The 17,734-nt window shown below is 59.5% G+C and carries 18 protein-coding genes; 5 read left to right on the forward strand and 13 right to left on the reverse strand.

Annotated features, from left to right (window positions below; all coding sequences use genetic code 11):
• Positions 1-465: 465 nt before the first annotated feature.
• The 4 genes from ACQRAQ_RS02415 to gltA all read left to right on the forward strand — a co-directional run bounded on the left by ACQRAQ_RS02415 (position 466) and on the right by gltA (position 4,879).
• Positions 466-1,302, forward strand: coding sequence for a hypothetical protein (locus ACQRAQ_RS02415; RefSeq protein ID WP_427793738.1), 837 nt, complete (start codon positions 466-468; stop codon positions 1,300-1,302).
• 348 nt (positions 1,303-1,650) lie between these two features.
• A complete protein-coding gene (gene pth / locus ACQRAQ_RS02420; protein ID WP_427793740.1) occupies positions 1,651-2,280 on the forward strand; it encodes an aminoacyl-tRNA hydrolase in 630 nt (209 codons plus the stop codon).
• Positions 2,281-2,639: 359 nt separating this feature from the next.
• On the forward strand, positions 2,640-3,479 hold the full coding sequence (locus tag ACQRAQ_RS02425) for a sulfide/dihydroorotate dehydrogenase-like FAD/NAD-binding protein (RefSeq protein WP_006235793.1): 840 nt from the start codon (positions 2,640-2,642) through the stop codon (positions 3,477-3,479).
• On the forward strand, positions 3,470-4,879 hold the full coding sequence (gene gltA / locus ACQRAQ_RS02430; RefSeq protein WP_427728860.1) for an NADPH-dependent glutamate synthase: 1,410 nt from the start codon (positions 3,470-3,472) through the stop codon (positions 4,877-4,879). Before ACQRAQ_RS02425 ends, gltA begins: the two co-directional genes overlap by 10 nt.
• A 127-nt stretch (positions 4,880-5,006) precedes the next feature.
• Here the strand turns inward: gltA and ACQRAQ_RS02435 are convergent, their stop codons facing one another.
• From ACQRAQ_RS02435 to purF, 13 genes are all read right to left on the reverse strand, one after another.
• Complete coding sequence (locus ACQRAQ_RS02435; protein WP_427717988.1) at positions 5,007-5,630, reverse strand: AAA family ATPase; 624 nt, start codon at positions 5,628-5,630, stop codon at positions 5,007-5,009.
• 173 nt (positions 5,631-5,803) lie between these two features.
• Positions 5,804-6,442, reverse strand: coding sequence for an amino acid ABC transporter permease (locus tag ACQRAQ_RS02440; RefSeq protein ID WP_427793742.1), 639 nt, complete (start codon positions 6,440-6,442; stop codon positions 5,804-5,806).
• Positions 6,443-6,445: 3 nt separating this feature from the next.
• Positions 6,446-7,192, reverse strand: a complete 747-nt coding sequence (locus ACQRAQ_RS02445) for an amino acid ABC transporter permease (RefSeq protein ID WP_427793744.1) — start codon at positions 7,190-7,192, stop codon at positions 6,446-6,448.
• Positions 7,193-7,217: 25 nt separating this feature from the next.
• Positions 7,218-8,093, reverse strand: a complete 876-nt coding sequence (locus ACQRAQ_RS02450; protein ID WP_427793746.1) for a transporter substrate-binding domain-containing protein — start codon at positions 8,091-8,093, stop codon at positions 7,218-7,220.
• Positions 8,094-8,101: 8 nt separating this feature from the next.
• Positions 8,102-8,833 carry an amino acid ABC transporter ATP-binding protein gene (locus tag ACQRAQ_RS02455; protein WP_055251548.1) on the reverse strand — a complete coding sequence of 244 codons (732 nt, stop codon included), beginning with the start codon at positions 8,831-8,833 and terminating at the stop codon, positions 8,102-8,104.
• A gap of 347 nt (positions 8,834-9,180) precedes the next feature.
• The gene (locus tag ACQRAQ_RS02460) at positions 9,181-9,624 is read right to left on the reverse strand and encodes a GatB/YqeY domain-containing protein (RefSeq protein ID WP_117862823.1); all 444 of its coding nucleotides are present in this window, start codon (positions 9,622-9,624) and stop codon (positions 9,181-9,183) included.
• A gap of 54 nt (positions 9,625-9,678) precedes the next feature.
• Positions 9,679-10,902 carry a peptidylprolyl isomerase gene (locus ACQRAQ_RS02465; protein ID WP_427793747.1) on the reverse strand — a complete coding sequence of 408 codons (1,224 nt, stop codon included), beginning with the start codon at positions 10,900-10,902 and terminating at the stop codon, positions 9,679-9,681.
• A gap of 119 nt (positions 10,903-11,021) precedes the next feature.
• Entirely contained in the window at positions 11,022-11,489 is a 468-nt protein-coding gene (locus tag ACQRAQ_RS02470; RefSeq protein WP_427793748.1) for a PTS sugar transporter subunit IIA, read from the reverse strand.
• A 65-nt stretch (positions 11,490-11,554) separates the two neighbouring features.
• Positions 11,555-12,022 carry a PIN domain-containing protein gene (locus tag ACQRAQ_RS02475; RefSeq protein ID WP_427793750.1) on the reverse strand — a complete coding sequence of 156 codons (468 nt, stop codon included), beginning with the start codon at positions 12,020-12,022 and terminating at the stop codon, positions 11,555-11,557.
• Positions 12,019-12,363, reverse strand: a complete 345-nt coding sequence (locus tag ACQRAQ_RS02480; RefSeq protein WP_427793751.1) for a type II toxin-antitoxin system RelB/DinJ family antitoxin — start codon at positions 12,361-12,363, stop codon at positions 12,019-12,021. The genes ACQRAQ_RS02475 and ACQRAQ_RS02480 overlap by 4 nt, the downstream gene beginning before the upstream one ends.
• Before the next feature lie 233 nt (positions 12,364-12,596).
• Positions 12,597-13,304, reverse strand: coding sequence for a phosphoribosylglycinamide formyltransferase (gene purN / locus ACQRAQ_RS02485; protein ID WP_427793753.1), 708 nt, complete (start codon positions 13,302-13,304; stop codon positions 12,597-12,599).
• Positions 13,294-14,397 (reverse strand): phosphoribosylformylglycinamidine cyclo-ligase, encoded by a 1,104-nt coding sequence (gene purM, locus ACQRAQ_RS02490; RefSeq protein WP_427793755.1) that lies wholly within the window; start codon positions 14,395-14,397, stop codon positions 13,294-13,296. The genes purN and purM overlap by 11 nt, the downstream gene beginning before the upstream one ends.
• A 156-nt stretch (positions 14,398-14,553) precedes the next feature.
• Positions 14,554-16,224, reverse strand: a complete 1,671-nt coding sequence (purF, locus tag ACQRAQ_RS02495; protein ID WP_427793757.1) for an amidophosphoribosyltransferase — start codon at positions 16,222-16,224, stop codon at positions 14,554-14,556.
• A gap of 296 nt (positions 16,225-16,520) precedes the next feature.
• Between purF and ACQRAQ_RS02500 the strand changes: the two genes are divergently transcribed.
• The coding region (locus ACQRAQ_RS02500; RefSeq protein ID WP_427793759.1) for a putative ABC transporter permease at positions 16,521-17,734 on the forward strand (1,214 nt) is incomplete at its 3' end.

Below are 17,734 nucleotides of genomic sequence, written 5' to 3' on the forward strand. Positions count from 1 at the left end.
AACTGTCCAGCATCCATCTCAGTAGATGCCTCCAAGGCCAACCCATCACTCCATTCTCCACTTTTCCAAGGCATTCCGTATGATGTCGTTACCGCCCGCGGCGCGCGACGCCCCTTTGAGCGAAAACAACGGCACGGCCATATCATTTCGCCAACGGCTTAGTACCTTATAGCTATGACAACCGTAATTTCACACCTCTCCGCCCTTCGCGCAATTCGCCGCGCTCGACGGGCGTACTCCGCCCTTCCCTGGGACGCCATCGATGACGAGCAACAGACACAAGCCCTCGTAGATTGCGTTCCCAACAAGGACGCCATAGACTTTGCGGCCCTTGCAATACTTGACGCCTGGAGCGAAGACGACTCCGAGCGTCTAGACCTCTTTGTTGCGAGCGGCAGCAACAGACGGCCCGACGGACGGCTCCTCCAGCACACCATCACCGCCCCTCTCCCCCAGGGCGCGATCATGCACATCGAAGCCGACATCTACGCAACGTCTCCCGCCATGACGGCCATGCTTTGTTCCAAAAATGAATCGGTTGCCAAAACCTTGATGCTTCTCATGGAACTGCTCGGAACCTACTCACTTCCGCCCGAAGCAACTTACCCCATCGCCTACGACGACACGTGGCCCGAGGCCAACAGCTTCGAAACGATGGACGATCTCGATTGCCAGGGCGATCAACCGACACCCGAAAAGCAATCCGAAACCCGCTACGAACAGGCACACTACAAATGCGAGCCCGCCACAACCATCGAAGAGCTCGAGGCGGTCGCACGGTTTGCCAAAAGTAGTTCCTACGCCTCGTTTCGCACAGCTATCAAACTCGCCCGGGCCGGATCCGCATCCCCAGCGGAATCATTGATGTTCGCCGTCCTGGGCGCACCCATGCGCTTTGGCGGATTCGGGTGTTGCAGCCTGCCCATGGGAGGCCTGCTGCTCAACTATCGAGTCGATTTCGACACCCTTGCGATCAACATGTCCTCGGGCATCCCTTACGCCATCTGCGACTTATATTGTCCAGCCGCCGGAGTCGACAACGAATACAACGGAATTGGACATGAGCTTCAAAACGCTCGCATCCACGATGGCAATCGCAACAATGGCCTTAAGGCCATGGGTATCCACGTCCTGGTTATCAATCGCGACCAAATGAAGGACCTTGTTGCACTCGAAGCCTTCGCCCAGACGATGCATCGACTTGCGGGAGTTCGATTCCGCTACCGCATCAAGGGATATCGCAAGCGTCAGGCCGCCTGGCTCAACACCCTGCGGGCCGGAATCGGCCTCGCGCCGGTCTAAAAGACTTTTACCCAGTGTTACCGAGCATGGCTGGACAGTTAGTTCAGATTTGTATAAACAGACGGCTAATGTCGAGGTGGTTTGCCGCCATCCCGGCGCCAATCACCTCATTTGAAGACTCAAAAGATCTGAAATAGCACAAATTGTGCTCCCCAAAGCGCCGTGCCAGTTCCGTGGCCCCGATTTTGGCAGTCAAAGATCTCTTGGTTTATACAAATCTGAACTAACTGTCCATCCCGGCTTCCGACGACTGTCCAAACGCCCTCATGCAGCCTCAATCACCCTCCATTTGACAGCAGCAACGGGGTCGCTCACCATAGCAGGCGACAAATCGATGAAAGGAAGCACATGGCAGCTGCACAGCCGCTTAAGATTCGCATGGTTGCCGGACTTGGCAACCCTGGCGATGAGTATGCCGAGACCCGCCACAACGCAGGCTTTAAGGCGATCGACGAGCTGGCGCGTCAGGCCGGCGTCACGTACTGGAAAAACCAGGCCGGCGCCGAGGTCGCGCTCATCAACATCAACGATCCAGAGGAAGAGGGCGGCAAGCGCCAGATTGTGCTGGTCAAGCCGCAGTCGTACATGAACACCTCGGGCGGCCCCATCTCCAAGCTTTGCCGCGAGTACAAAATCAAGGCCGAAGAGCTGCTCGTAATCCACGATGAGCTCGACATTCCCGCCGGCGACGTGCGCGTCAAGGTGGGCGGCGGCCACGCCGGCCACAACGGCCTGCGTTCCATCATCGACAAGATGGGCAGCCGCGACTTTAGCCGCATCCGCACCGGCATCGGCAACCCTCCCGGCAAGATGGCTGTCGCCGACTACGTGCTCAAGCAGCTGCGCGCCCGCGAGGCCGAGGACTTCCAGGACACCTGCGTCCGCGCCGCCGACGCCGCCGGCCTGGCGATTGTGCACGGCGTAATCTATGCCCGCGACCACGTCAACGGCTCCGCCTCTGCCAACGGCAAGCACTAAAACCTACCAAAAAGGGATGTTTATTTTGGCAGGTTTTATATGCGAAAACGCCGCAGCGGCCGCATCGCAATAAACCCTGTGCCGCCATACATACCCAACACCTCAAAAGGGGCCGGCCTCACCGATATGCAAGGCCGGCCCCTTTTGTCGTTTTATCTGGTAAAGCCCGCCAAAATAAACCTGCCTCTTTGTGCTAGATCACTTTTCCCGCCTGCCAAAGATACACGTAAGCAACATGTCCATGAGGGTATAATTTACACCGTATGTCTGCACAACGCCTGTGCGCGTACGGTTTTATTCGGGCTGCCGTCCATTTCCGTGGAGGCACGGTTCGGTTGCCCTAACAAGAGAGGGGTTCTATGTATAAGATCCTGGAGAAGACGCAGTTCTCGGAGAAGGTGTTCAAGTTCCGCATCGAGGCGCCTGCAATCGCCAAGCATGCGCACGCTGGACAGTTCCTCATGGTTCGCGCCAACGAGACGGGCGAGCGTGTCCCGTTTACCCTGGCCGGCTGGAACGGTGACGAGGGCTGGGTCGAGTTCATCTTCATGGTGATCGGCAAGACCACCGAGATGCTTTCCACCTACGAGGCCGGCGAGTCGCTGCGCGACGTCGTGGGCCCGCTGGGCGTTCCCACCGAGATGGCCGAGGGCCCCTGCGCCGTCATTGGCGGCGGCGTCGGCCTGGCAATTGCCTTCCCGGTCGCCAAGCACCTGGTCGAGACCGGCCACGAGGTGCACGCCATCATGGGCGCTCGCACCAAGGACCTCCTGCTCATGGAGGACCAGTTCCGCGAGCTCCTCGACGAGGACCACATCCACATCACCACCGACGACGGTTCCTACGGCGAGCAGGGCGTTGTCACCGCTCCGCTGGAGCGCCTGCTGCAGGACAAGGCCGTGAGCCAGGTCTTCTGCGTCGGCCCCGTTCCGATGATGAAGTTCTCGACCCTCACCGCCCAGAAGTACGACACCCCCATCACCGCGTCGCTCAACCCCATCATGGTTGACGGCACCGGTATGTGCGGCTGCTGCCGCGTCGAGGTGGGCGGCGTGACCAAGTTTGCTTGCGTCGACGGCCCCGACTTCGATGCCACCCTGGTCGACTGGGATGACCTTCGTGCCCGCCAGGCCGCTTACCGTTCCGAAGAGGGCGAGTCCCTCAAGGCCTATGAGGAAAAGAGCTGCGCATGCCACTAGTTAACGGTCGTTTCGTTGCCGATATGAAGTCGCCCCGCACCCCCGATAACGAGGAGCCGGCCGCCGAGCGCGCCTGCGACTTCCGCCCCGTCGACAAGGGCTTCACCGAGGAGATGGCGCTGGCTGAGGCCGAGCGCTGCCTCAACTGCAAGAAGCCGTTCTGTGTTGAGGGCTGCCCCGTCAACATCAACATCCCCCGCTTTATCGAGCAGATCCGCGAGAAGGACTTTGGCGGCGCCCTCGATACCATCCGCGAGGACTCCATGCTTCCCGCCATCTGCGGTCGCGTCTGCCCGCAGGAGAACCAGTGCGAGGGCAAGTGCATCCGTGGTAAGAAGTCCGAGCCCGTGGCCATCGGCCAGCTCGAGCGCTTCCTGGGTGACCGCCCCGAGCTCGCTTCCACGCCCAAGATGGCTCCCAAGAACGGCAAGAAGGTCGCCGTCGTCGGCTCCGGCCCGTCCGGCATCACCTGCGCCGGCGAGCTCGCCCGTAACGGCTTTGACGTCACCGTCTTTGAGGCCTTCTTTACCGGCGGCGGCGTGCTGGTCTACGGCATCCCCGAGTTCCGTCTGCCCAAGGCGGTCGTCAAGCGCGAGATTGACGGCCTTGAGGACATGGGCGTCAAGTTTGAGTACAACTCCGTCGTGGGCAACATGGCCACGGCCGATGAGCTGTTCGAGCAGGGCTTCGACGCCATCTACGTGGCGACCGGCGCTGGCCTGCCCAAGTTCCTCAACGTCCCCGGCGAGAACCTGCCCAACGTCTTCTTCGCTAACGAGTACCTCACCCGCGTGAACCTGATGAAGGCCAACAAGTTCCCCGAGTACGACACCCCCACCAAGCACGGCAAGAACGTCGTCGTCTTTGGCGGCGGCAACGTGGCTATGGACGCTGTCCGTACCGCCAAGCGCCTGGGCGCCGAGCACGCCATCATCGCCTACCGTCGTACCGAGGACGAGATGCCCTGCCGTCGCGCTGAGCTGCACCATGCCAAGGCCGAGGGCGTCGAGGTTCTGCCGCTCGTCTCCCCGCTCGAGTTTGTCGCTGGCGAGGACGGCTCCGTGTGCGCCGTCAAGGTCCAGAAGATGGAGCTCGGCGAGCCCGACGAGTCCGGCCGTCGTCGCCCGGTGCCCATCGAGGGCGCCATCGAGGAGATCCCCTGCGATGTCGCGATCTCGGCTATCGGTACCAACGCCAACCCCTTCGCTGCCAAGATCGGCGGCAAGATGGAGCTCAACAAGTGGGGCTACATCGTCGCCGACGAGGAGACCGGCCAGACCACCGATCCCCGCATCTGGGCCGGCGGCGACATCGTTACCGGTGCCGCTACGGTCATTCTGGCGATGGGCGCCGGCAAGAAGGCCGCCGCTTCCATCACCAAGAGCCTGCTGGGTGAGTAATCACCTGCAGCGCTAACCACCAAACGGCAAAGTCCCCGTCGGGCACACGCCCGGCGGGGACTTTTTCTATGCCGGCCGCCCGATCACCATAAAGGGAACGGGCACCTTTGTGATGGCTTTTGGTCGGCTAGCCTTCGAGCTGCGCCACCTTGTAGCGGTAGGCAGCGGCTATGACGTCTTTGCAGCCCTCGCGGCCCAGCTTGGCGCGGTTGACGACGATATCCTTGCCGCTCGTCATTTTCCACTTTCCGGCGCTGTAGCGCTTATAGAACGCCTCGCGTGCCTTCTGCTGCTGCTTGACCAGCTTGGCGCCCTTCTTTTTGTTGAGCCCACGCTTCTTGCGCACGATCTCGACGCGGTCCTCAAAGGGTGCGGTCACCAACACGGCAATGTGATTAGGGTTGTTACGCAGCAGGTAATCGGACAGGCGACCCTCGATAATGCAGCTCTCGGTCTCGCCCAGGTCCAAAATCACCTGGCTCATCTTTTGGAACAACTTGTCCGAGTACGAACGCGCATCGTAGCGGTCGGGCAGAAACGCCATGTTCTCCACGGCCAGACGCTCGTCATAGGCGGCCATCTTATCGAGCGACTCACCCGCGCGCATCGACGCACGCACCAGCAGCTCGTTGTCGTACAGCGGAATTCCCAACTCGTTGGCAAGCATGCGGCCAATCTCGTGGCCCTCGGCGCCAAAGTCGCGCGCGATGGTAATGACCACAGGATTCTTCTTGTTCTCCAGATCGCTCATCGCGATTCCTTTCTCTATGTGACAAAGGGACAGTCCCTTTGTCACATTCATTTTGCCCCCACCTTCGTCCTGGTTTCCCAAGTGCGGCAGATTGCCCCGAAAGAGGAGCGCCGCGTACTAAATGTACGCAAGCGACGATTGAGGGGCAAGGTGCCGTGCTTGGGGAAGCAGGACTATGCGGCCACAATGCGACGTTGATATGCCCTCACCAGCAGCGAGATACCAAAGTTGAGCACAAAGTACATCGCAAACACCAGGCCGTAGAGCATAAGCACCTGCGACAGGTCGATCGCGTGGGCCATCACGACGTTTGCCGTGTACATGAGCTCGGACACGTTAATGCCCGAAAGATACGAGCTGTCCTTGATGACAGTCGTGCACTGGCTAAACAGCGCCGGAATGATCGTCTTAAACGTCTGCGGCAGAATGATGTAGCGCATGGTGGCAAAAAAGCCAAAGCCCTGGCTCTGCGCCGCCTCAAACTGGCCGCGCGGAATCGAGTTGAGGCCGCCACGCACAATCTCGGCCATAACAGCGCTGGTAAACAGCGTAAAGGCGATGGTCGAAATCACAATGTCCAAACCCTGCACCGTAAAGTAGATAAACAGGATCCACAGCAAGTTTGGCGTGCAACGGAACAGCTCGATATAGGCGCTCACCAAAATACGGAATGGACGGGGCGCGTAGCTTTTAACGAGCGCCAGCACCGTGCCAAAGATGAGCGAGAAAAAGATCGACAGCGCCGAGATCTCGATCGTCTTAACAAAGCCGCCCCAAATGTAGAGCAGGTTGGTCGCGTTGAAGATTTCCATGCGCTAGGCCTCCTCTACGTTGTCGAGCCCCAGCTCGGCCAGGCTCATGCCGAGCGGGCGCTCCTTGGAGCGGCGCTCGAGCCACTGCACCAGCATGGCGAGCGGAAAGCAGATGATGAAATACATAAGGCAGCAGACGATGTATCCCTGCAGGTAACCGTACAGACTCACAAAGTTGTCGGAACGGTACATAAGGTCGCCGCCGGCCACAAGCGCCAGCACCGACGTGTTTTTGACCAGGTTGAGTGCCTGGTTACACAGCGGCGGCAGAATGATCTTGAACGTCTGGGGCAGCACGATGTAGCAGTATGCCTGCGCACGAGTGAAGCCCTGGCTCTGGGCCGCCTCCATCTGGCCACGTGGAACGGCCTCGATACCGGTGCGGATGACCTCCGAAATGTAGGCAGCGTGATACAGGCCCACGCCCAAGAAGCCCAGCACAAACGGCGCGATACGCACCGGCTGGTCGGCACCGGTTATGGCCTGCAAAAACTGCGGACCGGCCATGTACATAAAGAGCACCTGCACGGGCAGCGGGGTGTTCTGGTAAAACTCCACGTACACGCGGCTTATGGCGCGCAGAACGCGAGAACGAGTGGTAGAGAACACGCCCAGCAGCGTGCCCAACACCAGCGACAGCAGCAGACCGGCAACGACCACCTGCATCGTCACGCCAAAGCCCTCCCAGAAGGGCCCCATGTTTTGGAATGTCGTCGACCAGCGGTCGGCGTCAAACAATCCTTCGAGCATTTGATTCCTTCCTTGGACGATGCGCCTATACAAGACCCCAGGTCTTGACCTCTTGGTCGAGCCAGCCGTCGGCCAGGCGATCGCATATCACCTGATCGACCACGGCCGAAAGATCGCAGCCCTTCTTGGTCGCCACGCCGTAGCCCTGCTCGCCAAACTTGACCTCGGGTTGCAGCAGCTCAACGGTCTCGTTCATGTAACCGGCCAGCGTGGAGCGGTCCATGGCAAAGACGTCGATATTGCCGGCATCGAGCGAACTCTTAATGATGGGGTAGCCGCTAAAGGCCCTAAACTCGGGCTCGCAGCTAAAGCCGTTGTCCTTGATCATCTGCTCGATCAGGCCCTGCGTGGTGGCACCCTGGCTCACGCCAATGACCTTGCCGTCCAGGTCCTCAATCGAGGTAAAGCCCGAACGCTTCTTGACCATGAGTCCCACGTAGTCGGTGCGGTACGGCGTCGAGAAATCCCAGCTCTTCTTGCGCTCGTCGGTGATGGTGTAGGTCGCCGCGACCACGTCGAGCTGGCCGTTATCGATCAGCGGGCCGCGCGTCTTGGGCGTTACGTCGGTAAACTCGACAAGCTCCTGGGCGCGGGCATCCTTGTAGCTCACGCCAAAGACGGCAGCGGCGATCTGGTAGCACAAATCGACCTCCATGCCCTCAAAGCGGCCCTTGGCGGTGTCGTAATAGCCGTAGCCAGGAACGTCCTTCTTAACACCGGCGTTCAGATGGCCACGCGACTTAATGGCCGCAAGCTTAGACCCCTTGTCGGAGCCCTCGCCGACGGTGGAGTTGCCGCAACCGGCAAGCGCTGTCCCCGTCAGCGCGAGCATACCGGCGCCCGCCAGCTGCAAAAAGTGGCGGCGCGACACGGCCGCCCTCGTCATATCCGTCATGTCCATCACCGCGCCTAGTGCAGAATCTTGGACAGAAACTCGCGGCAGCGCGGGTTCTCGGGGTTATCGAAGAAGTGCTCGGGTGTGCCCTCCTCCAGGATACGGCCATCCTCCATAAAGATGACGCGGTCGGCCACCTGGCGCGCAAAGCCCATCTCGTGCGTCACGCAGATCATGGTGATATCCTCCTGCGCGAGCTCAATCATAACGTCCAGGACTTCCTGGACCATCTCGGGGTCGAGCGCCGAGGTCGGCTCGTCAAACAAGATGATGGGCTGCTTGGTGCACAGGGCACGGGCAATGGCTATGCGCTGCTGCTGACCGCCCGAGAGGTTCTGCGGATACTCGCCGGCCTTATGCGCCATGCCGACGCGCTTGAGCGCGGCGATGGCAATCTCGGTCGCCTCCTCCTTACTCTTCTTTTGCAGCTTGATGGGCGCGAGCGTCAGGTTGCCCAGCACCGTCATGTTGGGATATAGGTTGAACTGCTGAAACACCATGGAGCTGTACTTGCGAGCCATCTCCAGATGATTCTTCTTGGTGAGCGGCGTACCGTCGATGATGACCTCGCCCGACGTGGGCTCCTCCAGATAATCGACGCAACGGATGAGCGTCGACTTACCCGAGCCGGAAGGCCCGATCATTACGAGCTTCTCGCCGCGCTTGACGGTGAGGTTGATATCTTTGAGCACATGCAGGTCGCCAAAGTACTTGTTGAGATGCTTGATCTCGATCATGTCTGCCATGAATATCCCTTCCCTGTGCTTACACGAATTGCTCTATTTTACGGAAAGAACCACGTTTCCGCAGCCCACACTGCATTCCCGTAAAGAACCCGCAACCTTTAACCCACTCATTGAGCGCTCATTGCACTCATTGGGGACAGGCTTAAATGAGTACCCGCTCATTGGGCACTCATTTAAGTCTGTCCCCAATGAGTGCCGTAATGGGGCAGCTAATTTTTGAGCAAACGTCAGCGAAAACCCGTACACGCGAGCAAGGTGACGTGAAATGAAAGGGCGCAGACCTTATGGTCGCGCCCTTGAAATTGAACGTCAGATTGCCGCGTGTACGGGTTTGCAGCGTCGAGCAATTACGCAAGCTTTGCGCCGACAATCTTGGCAGCTGCAGGCTTATCGAAGTTGCCGCCGGTGGCCTTGCCGAGCGCCCCCATAACCTGGCCCATCTGCTTCTTGGACGTGGCGCCCAGCTCGGCGATGACCTGCTCAATCAGCGCCTCGAGCTCCTCGCCCGAAACCTGCGCGGGCAGTAGGCTCTCCAGAATCTTGACCTGCTCGGTCAGGTTGTCGGTACGATCTTGATCGGTACCGGCCTTGATGGACATCTCCAACGTCTCGCTTGTCTGCTTAATCAGACGCTTGATCATGCTGTTGACGTCTTCCTCGGTCACGTCGCGGCGCTCGTTGACCTCGATGTTCTTAACCTCGGCCTTTACCTGGCGAATGATAGACAGGCGCACCTTGTCCTTGGCCTTCATGGCGGCAATCATTTCCTGCTGCAGCTCTTCGTTGGTCATCTGCAAATCCTCCTCAATAGTGTGGGCGGCACTCGCACGAGCACCGCCCCTTGATTACTCAGTCGTCGACGAATCGTCGGTCGAGCTCTTGGTGACGCCCTTCAGGCTCACGTTATAGGGCACGTCCTTGGGCATGGGGTTGACGGTAATGTCGGCATCCTTCGTGTACTTCTCCAGCCACTCGTTGTATGCCGTGCCCGATGCCTGGGTCTTCACCACATTGGAAACGTACTTCTTAATAGCCTTGGGCACCTGATTGATGTCATCGACCTGGCCATCGACATGGAAGTAGTCGGTGCACTTGATGATGTGGTAGCCATACGTCGACTCGACCACATCGCTCACATCGCCCTTGTTAAGGCCCTCGAGCGCCGTCTGGTAGCTGTCGACAAAGGTAGTGAGCTTATCCCAGCCCACGTCACCCTTCTTCTCCTTGGAACCGGTGTCGTCGGAATACTGCTTCACGGCATCCTCAAAGCTCAGCTCGCCGGAGTTGATCTTATCCAGGCACTCCTGCGCCTTGGCCTTGGCGGCGGCCTTGTCCTCGTCGGAAGCGTCGGAATCAACCTTGATCAGGATGTTCGACGAGCGGCGGGCATCGTTGTAGTTAGACAGGTTCTCGTTAATGTAATCGACAATCTCGCTGTCCTTGGGCTTGCTGGTGGGAGCAACGGCATCCTTAAGCTTCTGCTGCGCCAGGCTCTCCTTGAGCGAGTCCTTGTAGGTGTCCTCGGTATAGCCGTAGGTCTTAAGGGTCTCCTTAAAGGTCTTGGCGCCGCCCGCGCTCTTGCAGGCGTCCTTCCAAGCCTTCTCTACTTCCTCGTCCGAAACCGTCACGCCGTTCTCCTTCTGCGCCTGCTGGAGCAGAATCTGCTGCGTATAGGAATCGATGAGCTGTTTGCGGTACTTCTTGGGCGTCAGGTCGTTGTCAACCAGATACTGCGCCCAATCCTCATCCTTGGTGTAGCCGTAAGACGTGCGCATGCTCATGATCTGCTTGGTTACGGTGTCCTCGGTGAGATTGGTTCCGTTGACGGTAGCAGCCACACCGCCGGTCAGTTTGTAACCCGAGTTATTGTTCTCGGTCTGCGACATCAAACCGGAGCACGCCATGGCCGAGACGGAAAGCAGCATCGCCAGCACGCCGATAACCACCAGGACGATCTTGACGGTCTTGGACACATAGGTCTTGCGCTGCTTCTTGCGAGAGCTGGAGGCAGCGCGGGACCGTTGCTCGGGCGTCGGTGCGGCCTCTGGGTTCTTTTTCTTGTTTGCCATAGTGGGCCTTTCGCATCACGAATCGAACAAACGTCATTGTGTCACAACGCAGCCCCGCGGCACACCTGGTGCATGGGAGACAGGTCAATCTGCACCATTTTGGTGCAAAGGTGCCAGTCTTAGAAGTGGCGGCGGATGGCGTCGACCATGCCCTGGGACGAAGTCTGGCCGAGCACGTCGGCTGCGGCGTCGGCATCCATAAAGATATTCATAAGCGCTTGCAGGGCCTCGACCTGGCCGCCCGGCTCGGCAATACCCAGATTGATGATGATCTGCGCCGGCACGGGGGCACCCATGCCCGCCATAGCATTGAATGTCACGGGCGCGGAGGGCTTCATCACCGCGATATAGGGCTTAGCCACAAACCCCGGATCGGTATGCGGAATGGCAATATTGGCCGCCGGCATGGCGAGGCCCGTGGGATAGATGTCCTCACGCGTACGGACGGCATCGAGCCAACCGGACGCAATGTAGCCGCGCGGAGCAAGCTCGCCCTCGAGTCGCGCAAACACCTCATCCGGCGTCGCGCACTCCCAATCAAAAAACACCAGCTCAGGCGCGAATAGCATCTCGGCGTTATCCGCCATACCGTCCTCCAAAGTTGCATGAGGTTCACAATGCCCCATATGATAGCGAAACCAGACAGGCAAGGTTAGCCGAGGATCCCAATCATCTCGAGTGCGCGGGCAGGCGTCAAGCACACCTCGGGCATCGCCTCCAGCATGCGCCGGTCGCTCGTGACCACGTAGTCAACATCTGCCGTCTCGCCCGAAGCGATGATGAGGTTGTCTTCGAGATCCGGCATGCGCTTGCCAAGCATGCGCGCCATCTCGCACTCTGCCAACGAAAGCGGAGAGGCAGTTGCCACCTGCATCATGTGCTCGATGCAGGCCCATGACGCCGAGGCAAACGAAACGTTAATCCCATTCGCATTCCGCCGGGCCAGACGCCGAGGCAGGATATAGAACACATCCTTTACCGTCGTGGGCGCGTACAGAAGGTCAATCTTTCCCGCTTCGGCCAGTTCAACTAATCTCTTCGCTTCGTCGAACGCCCCCTCTTGCAGGTAATAATCGAGCCAAACGTTCGTATCTACCAAGAGATGCTTTGCCTCGATCATCGACAATTCGCCTCTATATCGGCAATTATCGTGTCATACATATCATCTCGTACGGCATCCCAATCTTCCGCAGATGATCCAACTGGCGCAAAATCCGAAGCATTTAGCCCCAGCGATGAAAAAGCTAGGCCACACCCCTGCTCAGCCAGGCTCTCCGCGCGGGGTGCCTCACGCTTATCCGCCACCATAAATCCCGGCAACGCTTGATGCTCGACAAGATAGGCCCAAAGCGCACGAACGGCATCGCTCGGCCCTAATCCATTGCGTGTCAGGACCGCATCGCCACCAGCCTTGAGCATGGGATCAATTCGTGTGTTGAGCTGCACCGTTGCTGCACCCATAGCGGCTCCTCTCTACTTGCTAGCAGTATAGCAAACATAAAAGGCCACGCAAAAGGGCCCCGCCCACACACGGACGAGGCCCTATCGGATTTCTTGGAATGGGAATGGTGCCCGTCACGTTATCCAAAGCCCAAAATCAAAGAGGTATTAAGCTGATTGGGGCACATGTGATTCCATATGCCCCAATCAGCTTTTTGATAGTTTACATTGCAAGGAAAACCAGGCGAATCCTTTTACGCACGATGGCGCGCCGGATCAATTGCCACCTTACCGCTCTCCAGCACGTGGACGCGGCCGTCAGCGAGCATCTGCACGACTTCGGGATACAGCACGTGCTCGATCGCGTGAATGTGCTCCTCGAGTGTGTCGACATCCCAGCCTTCCTCAACAGCCAGCGCGCGCTGGGCGATGATGGGACCGTTGTCGTAGATCTCGTTGGCAAAATGCACAGTCACACCGGTCACCTTGACGCCGCGCGTAAAGGCATCGTCGATCGCATGCGCACCGGTAAAGCTCGGCAGCAGCGCCGGATGCAGATTGACAACGCGGTTGGGGAACGCCGCCAGCAGCGGCGTATGCACCATGCGCATGTAACCAGCCATGACCACATACTCGCAGCCGCGCTCGAGAAGCTCGTGCGCAATAATCTCGTCGGCGGCGATAGGGTCGGCGTAGACATCCTTGGAGAGCGTCAGCGTCTGGATACCCGCACGCTCTGCACGCTGCAGGCCCTTGGCCGAAGGACGGCTCGACACCACAAGCTCAATCGAAGCATTGAGCTTGCCGGCGGCGATCAGGTCGATGAGCGCCTGTAGGTTGGTGCCCGAACCGCTGATGAGCACGCCGATCTTGAGCGGCTCGGTGGTATCGGTGCCGGTCGGACGGGTGTAGGGCACAAAGTCCAAGCCCTCGGCGGTAGCCATCTGCTCGTTAGCGCTCATCGGAGTACACGACCTTACCGGAGCCCTCGACGCATTCGCCCACGCGGAACGGCTTCTCGCCCAGCGCGACCAGGGCATCGGTTACCGCGGCCTCATCTTCGGGAGCGACAATCAGGCACAGGCCGACGCCCATGTTGAAGGTCTTGCATGCCTCGTTGGGCGTAAGCTCGGCCTGGCGCGAAACATAGGTGATGACGGGCGGAATGTCCCAGCCCATCTCGGCGCCATTGCGGGTGACCACGGCGTCGACGTCGTCGGCCAGCGCACGGTTAAGGTTCTCGGTGATGCCACCGCCGGTGATATGGGCGATGGCGTGCACCGGAGCGCCGCCGCGGAGCAGCTCAAGAATCGGCTTGACGTAGATGCGCGTGGGGGCCAGCAGAGCGTCTGCCAGTGATGCGCCGCCGAGCTCCTCGAGCGGACGGCTCAGCTCCTCGGCCTTAGCGGCGGCCTCGGGCGTACCCGGCTTGATGCCGTCAACGCCGATGACCTTACGCACGAGCGAGTAGCCGTTGGAGTGCACGCCGGTGGAGGGAAGGCCCAGAATCACGTCGCCGGGGCGGACGTTGGCGGGGTCGAGCATCTTGGGACGGTCGACGACACCCACGGTAAAGCCGGCGAGGTCGTAGTCGGCGGGAGCCATGACGCCCGGGTGCTCGGCCATCTCGCCGCCCACGAGCGCGCAGCCCGCGAGCTTGCAGCCATCGGCCACGCCCTTGATGATCTTTGCCATGTGCTCGGCCTCGATGTGGCCGATGGCAACATAGTCCAAAAAGAAGAGCGGCTCGGCGCCCGAAGCCAAAATGTCGTTGACGCACATGGCGACCAGGTCCTGGCCCACCGTCTCGTGGCGGTCCATGATCTGGGCGAGGACGAGCTTGGTGCCCACGCCGTCGGTACCGCTGATCAGGATCGGGTCTTCCATATCCTTAAGCGCGGCGGCCGAGAACAGGCCGCCAAAGCCACCGATGCCGCCGATAACCTCGGGACGGTTGGTATCCTTAACCATTTGCTTAATAGCGTCGACGGCGCGGCCGCCCTCGGCGGTATCGACGCCGGCATCCTCATACGTCACATGCTTGCTGTCGCTCATCTGAGCCTTCCTCTCCCACTACCGTTTGACACACAGACGCCAAACAGTGCTCATAGTTGCGTTCATATCGGCGCACACCGCAGCGGTGCGCGCCGTCATATCAACAAAACAGCAGGTAAAACCTACCAAAATGAACCTGTCCCTAAATGGCAGGTTCTAGGCCTCGCCGTGCTTCTCTTCCCAGCTGCGGTCATCGTATTTCTCGACCACGGCGTCGTCGCCAAAGTGCAGCGGCTTATCCAGGTTGCGGGGCTTAAAGCCCTCCATAAACTTGTCGCGGCCAAAGCTCTCGGGAATAGCCACGGGATAACGGCCGGTAAAGCACGCATCGCAGTAGCCGCCCTTGGGCATGACCTTCAGCAGGCCCTCGACCGAAAGGAAGGCCAGCGAATCGGCGCCAATGTACTCGCAGATCTCATCGACCGTCTTGTTAGCGCTGATGAGCTGCGACTGCACGTCGGTATCGATGCCGTAGAAGCACGGCCAGATGACCTCGGGCGAGTTGATGCGGATGTGAATCTCCTTGGCGCCGGCGTTACGCAGCATCTTGACGAGCTGCACCATGGTGGTGCCGCGCACGATGGAGTCATCGATGACGACCAGGCGCTTGCCCTCGATGTTATCGCGCAGCGGGTTGAGCTTCATACGCACGCCCATGGCGCGCAGCTCCTGCGTAGGTTCGATAAACGTACGGCCCACATAGCGGTTCTTGATGAGGCCCTCGCCAAAGGGAATGCCGCTCTCGTGCGAATAGCCCTCCGCAGGCGGCAGACCGGAGTCGGGCACGCCAATGACCAGGTCGGCCTCGACGGGCTCCTCGTGTGCCAGCTGGCGACCCATGTCATAGCGGCAGGCGTAAACGCTCTTGCCATTCATGATGGAATCGGGACGGGCAAAGTAGACCTGCTCAAAGATACAGTTGGCGGGCTCTTCGGCAGCGGGCACACCCTGCTCGGATACCAGGCCCTCGGCGCTGATGCGCAAGATCTCGCCGGGACGGACGTCGCGGACGTACTCGGCACCCACAATGTCGAGCGCGCAGGTCTCGGACGCAACGACCCAGCCACCAGCGCGAGTGACATGAGTGGCAGCGTCGACCGTCGCGGCGTCGTCTTGCGACGGCAGCCGCGAAACGGATGCGGCGTCGGCCTGGTCCAAGCCCTCGTCCACAAGCTTGCCCAGCACCAGCGGACGAATGCCGTGCGGGTCGCGGAAAGCATAGAGCGCCTGCTCGTTGATGAGCGTCATGGCATAGCCACCGCGCACGAGTTCCATCGTCTTGCGAATGCCCTCGCGCAAATGGCCTGTGCGCTGCGTAAAGTAGCCGATGAGCTTGGTCGCGACCTCGGAATCCGAATTGGAGAGGAACGGCACGCCGAGCTCGATCAGCTGGCGGCGCAGCTCGTCAGTGTTAACCAGGGTGCCGTTGTGCGCAAGGGCGATGATGACGCTGTTGATGGTGGAAAGATGCGGCTGCGAGGCTTCCCAGCTCTTGGCGCCGGCGGTGCCATAGCGCACGTGGCCCACAGCCAACTGGCCGGAGAGCGTCGACAGGTCGGCGTTGGAGAACACGCGATCGAGCAGTCCCAGGTCTTTGCGAACCATAACCGTGCCGCCATCGCCCACGGCGATTCCCGCCGATTCCTGGCCGCGATGCTGCAGCGCACGCAGACCAAAGTACGTCAGTCGAGCCACGTCGCGATCGGGTGCCCACACACCAAAGATGCCGCATTCCTCATGCAGCTGGTCGGAGTCCGGATCGTACGTCGACATGGTCGTCACCTGTCCCGTGGCACGCTCGGCCGCGCGGATGGTTTCTTGAGACATGGCATCCCCTCAGAGCCTCGTTATTTGGCGTTACCTGCCTTATTATACGCACGGCAAGACAAGCACTCCCGCGCATGAACAGCGGTTTTTAAAAGCCCACCGAGCTTATTATCCGTTTTGCGACCAAACATTTTATTGGGTAGTCCACTCTCAGGGGCAACGGCCTCGAAGACTTCCCGTGCGCCGTGTCTCGCCCGCGCTAGGGGCTACATTGTTGCAATTGGGACGTTCGTCCTGTCTTTTAGCTGGTCGTCGGCGTATCCTTGTAGGCTACTACAAGACGAGAAAGGCAGCGTATGGATCAAAATCAACTCGACCCCAGTGTCCCCAGCACCACGGAGGCCAAGAAGATCCCCCTTATCATCAAGGTCTACGCAGTCCTGTGCACCCTATCTGGCGTGGGCACGCTCCCGTCAGTCGCCGTCTTTATGTGGCAGGTCATCACCGCACTCATTAACGGCAACGTCGCCGCTAAGCTCGGTGATAACACCCTGGTCGCGGTTGGCCTTATCGTCGCCGGCATTATGCTCTCGGCGGCAAGCGCGATCATCTTGATCGTCTTTGGCCTGGACCTCATCAAGGACCAGCGGCGCAATGCCGCCCGCCTGTCTTACGTCCTCATCGCATTTACCGTCGTGGAGCTTTTAGTTGACGTGATGCTCCAGGGTATCGGACCCTTCCTGCTACGCCCCGCCGTCCAGCTTGTCATCCTCATTGCGCTGTCGGCCACCGTCGACCCCACGCTACGCCAGGAGCGCGAACTGCAGCGCCGTCTGCAAGAGATGCTCGACCGCGATGCCGCCGCCGAGGGGATGCTCGGCCGCGACGAAACCGGCGAGGGCTACATCAAGCTCAACTACTTCAACCTGTTCTGGGTATTCTTCGTCTGCAGCGTGTTAGGTCTCATTCTCGAGGAAGTCTGGCATATGGTCGTCGTCGATCCCGGCGTCTATCAGGACCGTGCCGGTATGCTATTTGGCCCCTTTAGCCCCATCTACGGATTTGGCGCGGTGCTCATGACCATGGCGCTCAACCGCTTCTATAAAAAGAATCCTCTGATCATTTTCCTGGTAAGTGCCCTGATCGGCGGCGCTTTCGAGGTGTTTGTAGGCTGGTTTATGCAGACCTCATTTGGCGTGGTGTCGTGGAGCTATTCACACATTAGGCTATTCGGCATGCCCGATCCCATCGCGGTATTGACCGGGGGACGCACATGCACGCCGTTTGCCTGCATGTGGGGCCTGGGTGGCCTCATCTGGATCAAGGTCTTGCTGCCGCGCCTGCTTAAGCTCATCAATATGATTCCATGGAAACGCCGCTACTCTGCTACCGTCATCTTTACCATCATCATGTTGATCGACGGCGTCATGACGTTGCAATCGCTCGACTATTGGTATCAGCGCGTCAACGGAACCGTTCGAAATATTCCCGTCGCACAGTTCTATGACAAGCATTTCGATAACGAATATATGGAGAACCGTTTTCAGAGTATGACCATGAGCCCCAAGGA

Origin of the sequence: Collinsella sp. SGI.178, from assembly GCF_050313495.1 — a bacterium.
GTDB lineage: Bacteria > Actinomycetota > Coriobacteriia > Coriobacteriales > Coriobacteriaceae > Collinsella.

Bases quoted from the DNA above. Each gene is read 5' to 3' on its own strand.
- ACQRAQ_RS02460 (WP_117862823.1), bottom strand. From the start codon at position 9,624: ATGACCAACGAAGAGCTGCAGCAGGAAATGATTGCCGCCATGAAGGCC.
- purF (WP_427793757.1), bottom strand. From the start codon at position 16,224: ATGTCTCAAGAAACCATCCGCGCGGCCGAGCGTGCCACGGGACAGGTG.
- ACQRAQ_RS02465 (WP_427793747.1), bottom strand. From the start codon at position 10,902: ATGGCAAACAAGAAAAAGAACCCAGAGGCCGCACCGACGCCCGAGCAA.
- ACQRAQ_RS02475 (WP_427793750.1), bottom strand. From the start codon at position 12,022: ATGATCGAGGCAAAGCATCTCTTGGTAGATACGAACGTTTGGCTCGAT.
- ACQRAQ_RS02470 (WP_427793748.1), bottom strand. From the start codon at position 11,489: ATGGCGGATAACGCCGAGATGCTATTCGCGCCTGAGCTGGTGTTTTTT.
- ACQRAQ_RS02480 (WP_427793751.1), bottom strand. From the start codon at position 12,363: ATGGGTGCAGCAACGGTGCAGCTCAACACACGAATTGATCCCATGCTC.
- ACQRAQ_RS02450 (WP_427793746.1), bottom strand. From the start codon at position 8,093: ATGGACATGACGGATATGACGAGGGCGGCCGTGTCGCGCCGCCACTTT.
- ACQRAQ_RS02440 (WP_427793742.1), bottom strand. From the start codon at position 6,442: ATGGAAATCTTCAACGCGACCAACCTGCTCTACATTTGGGGCGGCTTT.
- pth (WP_427793740.1), top strand. From the start codon at position 1,651: ATGGCAGCTGCACAGCCGCTTAAGATTCGCATGGTTGCCGGACTTGGC.
- ACQRAQ_RS02435 (WP_427717988.1), bottom strand. From the start codon at position 5,630: ATGAGCGATCTGGAGAACAAGAAGAATCCTGTGGTCATTACCATCGCG.
- ACQRAQ_RS02455 (WP_055251548.1), bottom strand. From the start codon at position 8,833: ATGGCAGACATGATCGAGATCAAGCATCTCAACAAGTACTTTGGCGAC.
- ACQRAQ_RS02425 (WP_006235793.1), top strand. From the start codon at position 2,640: ATGTATAAGATCCTGGAGAAGACGCAGTTCTCGGAGAAGGTGTTCAAG.
- purM (WP_427793755.1), bottom strand. From the start codon at position 14,397: ATGAGCGACAGCAAGCATGTGACGTATGAGGATGCCGGCGTCGATACC.
- purN (WP_427793753.1), bottom strand. From the start codon at position 13,304: ATGAGCGCTAACGAGCAGATGGCTACCGCCGAGGGCTTGGACTTTGTG.
- ACQRAQ_RS02415 (WP_427793738.1), top strand. From the start codon at position 466: ATGCACATCGAAGCCGACATCTACGCAACGTCTCCCGCCATGACGGCC.
- gltA (WP_427728860.1), top strand. From the start codon at position 3,470: ATGCCACTAGTTAACGGTCGTTTCGTTGCCGATATGAAGTCGCCCCGC.
- ACQRAQ_RS02445 (WP_427793744.1), bottom strand. From the start codon at position 7,192: ATGCTCGAAGGATTGTTTGACGCCGACCGCTGGTCGACGACATTCCAA.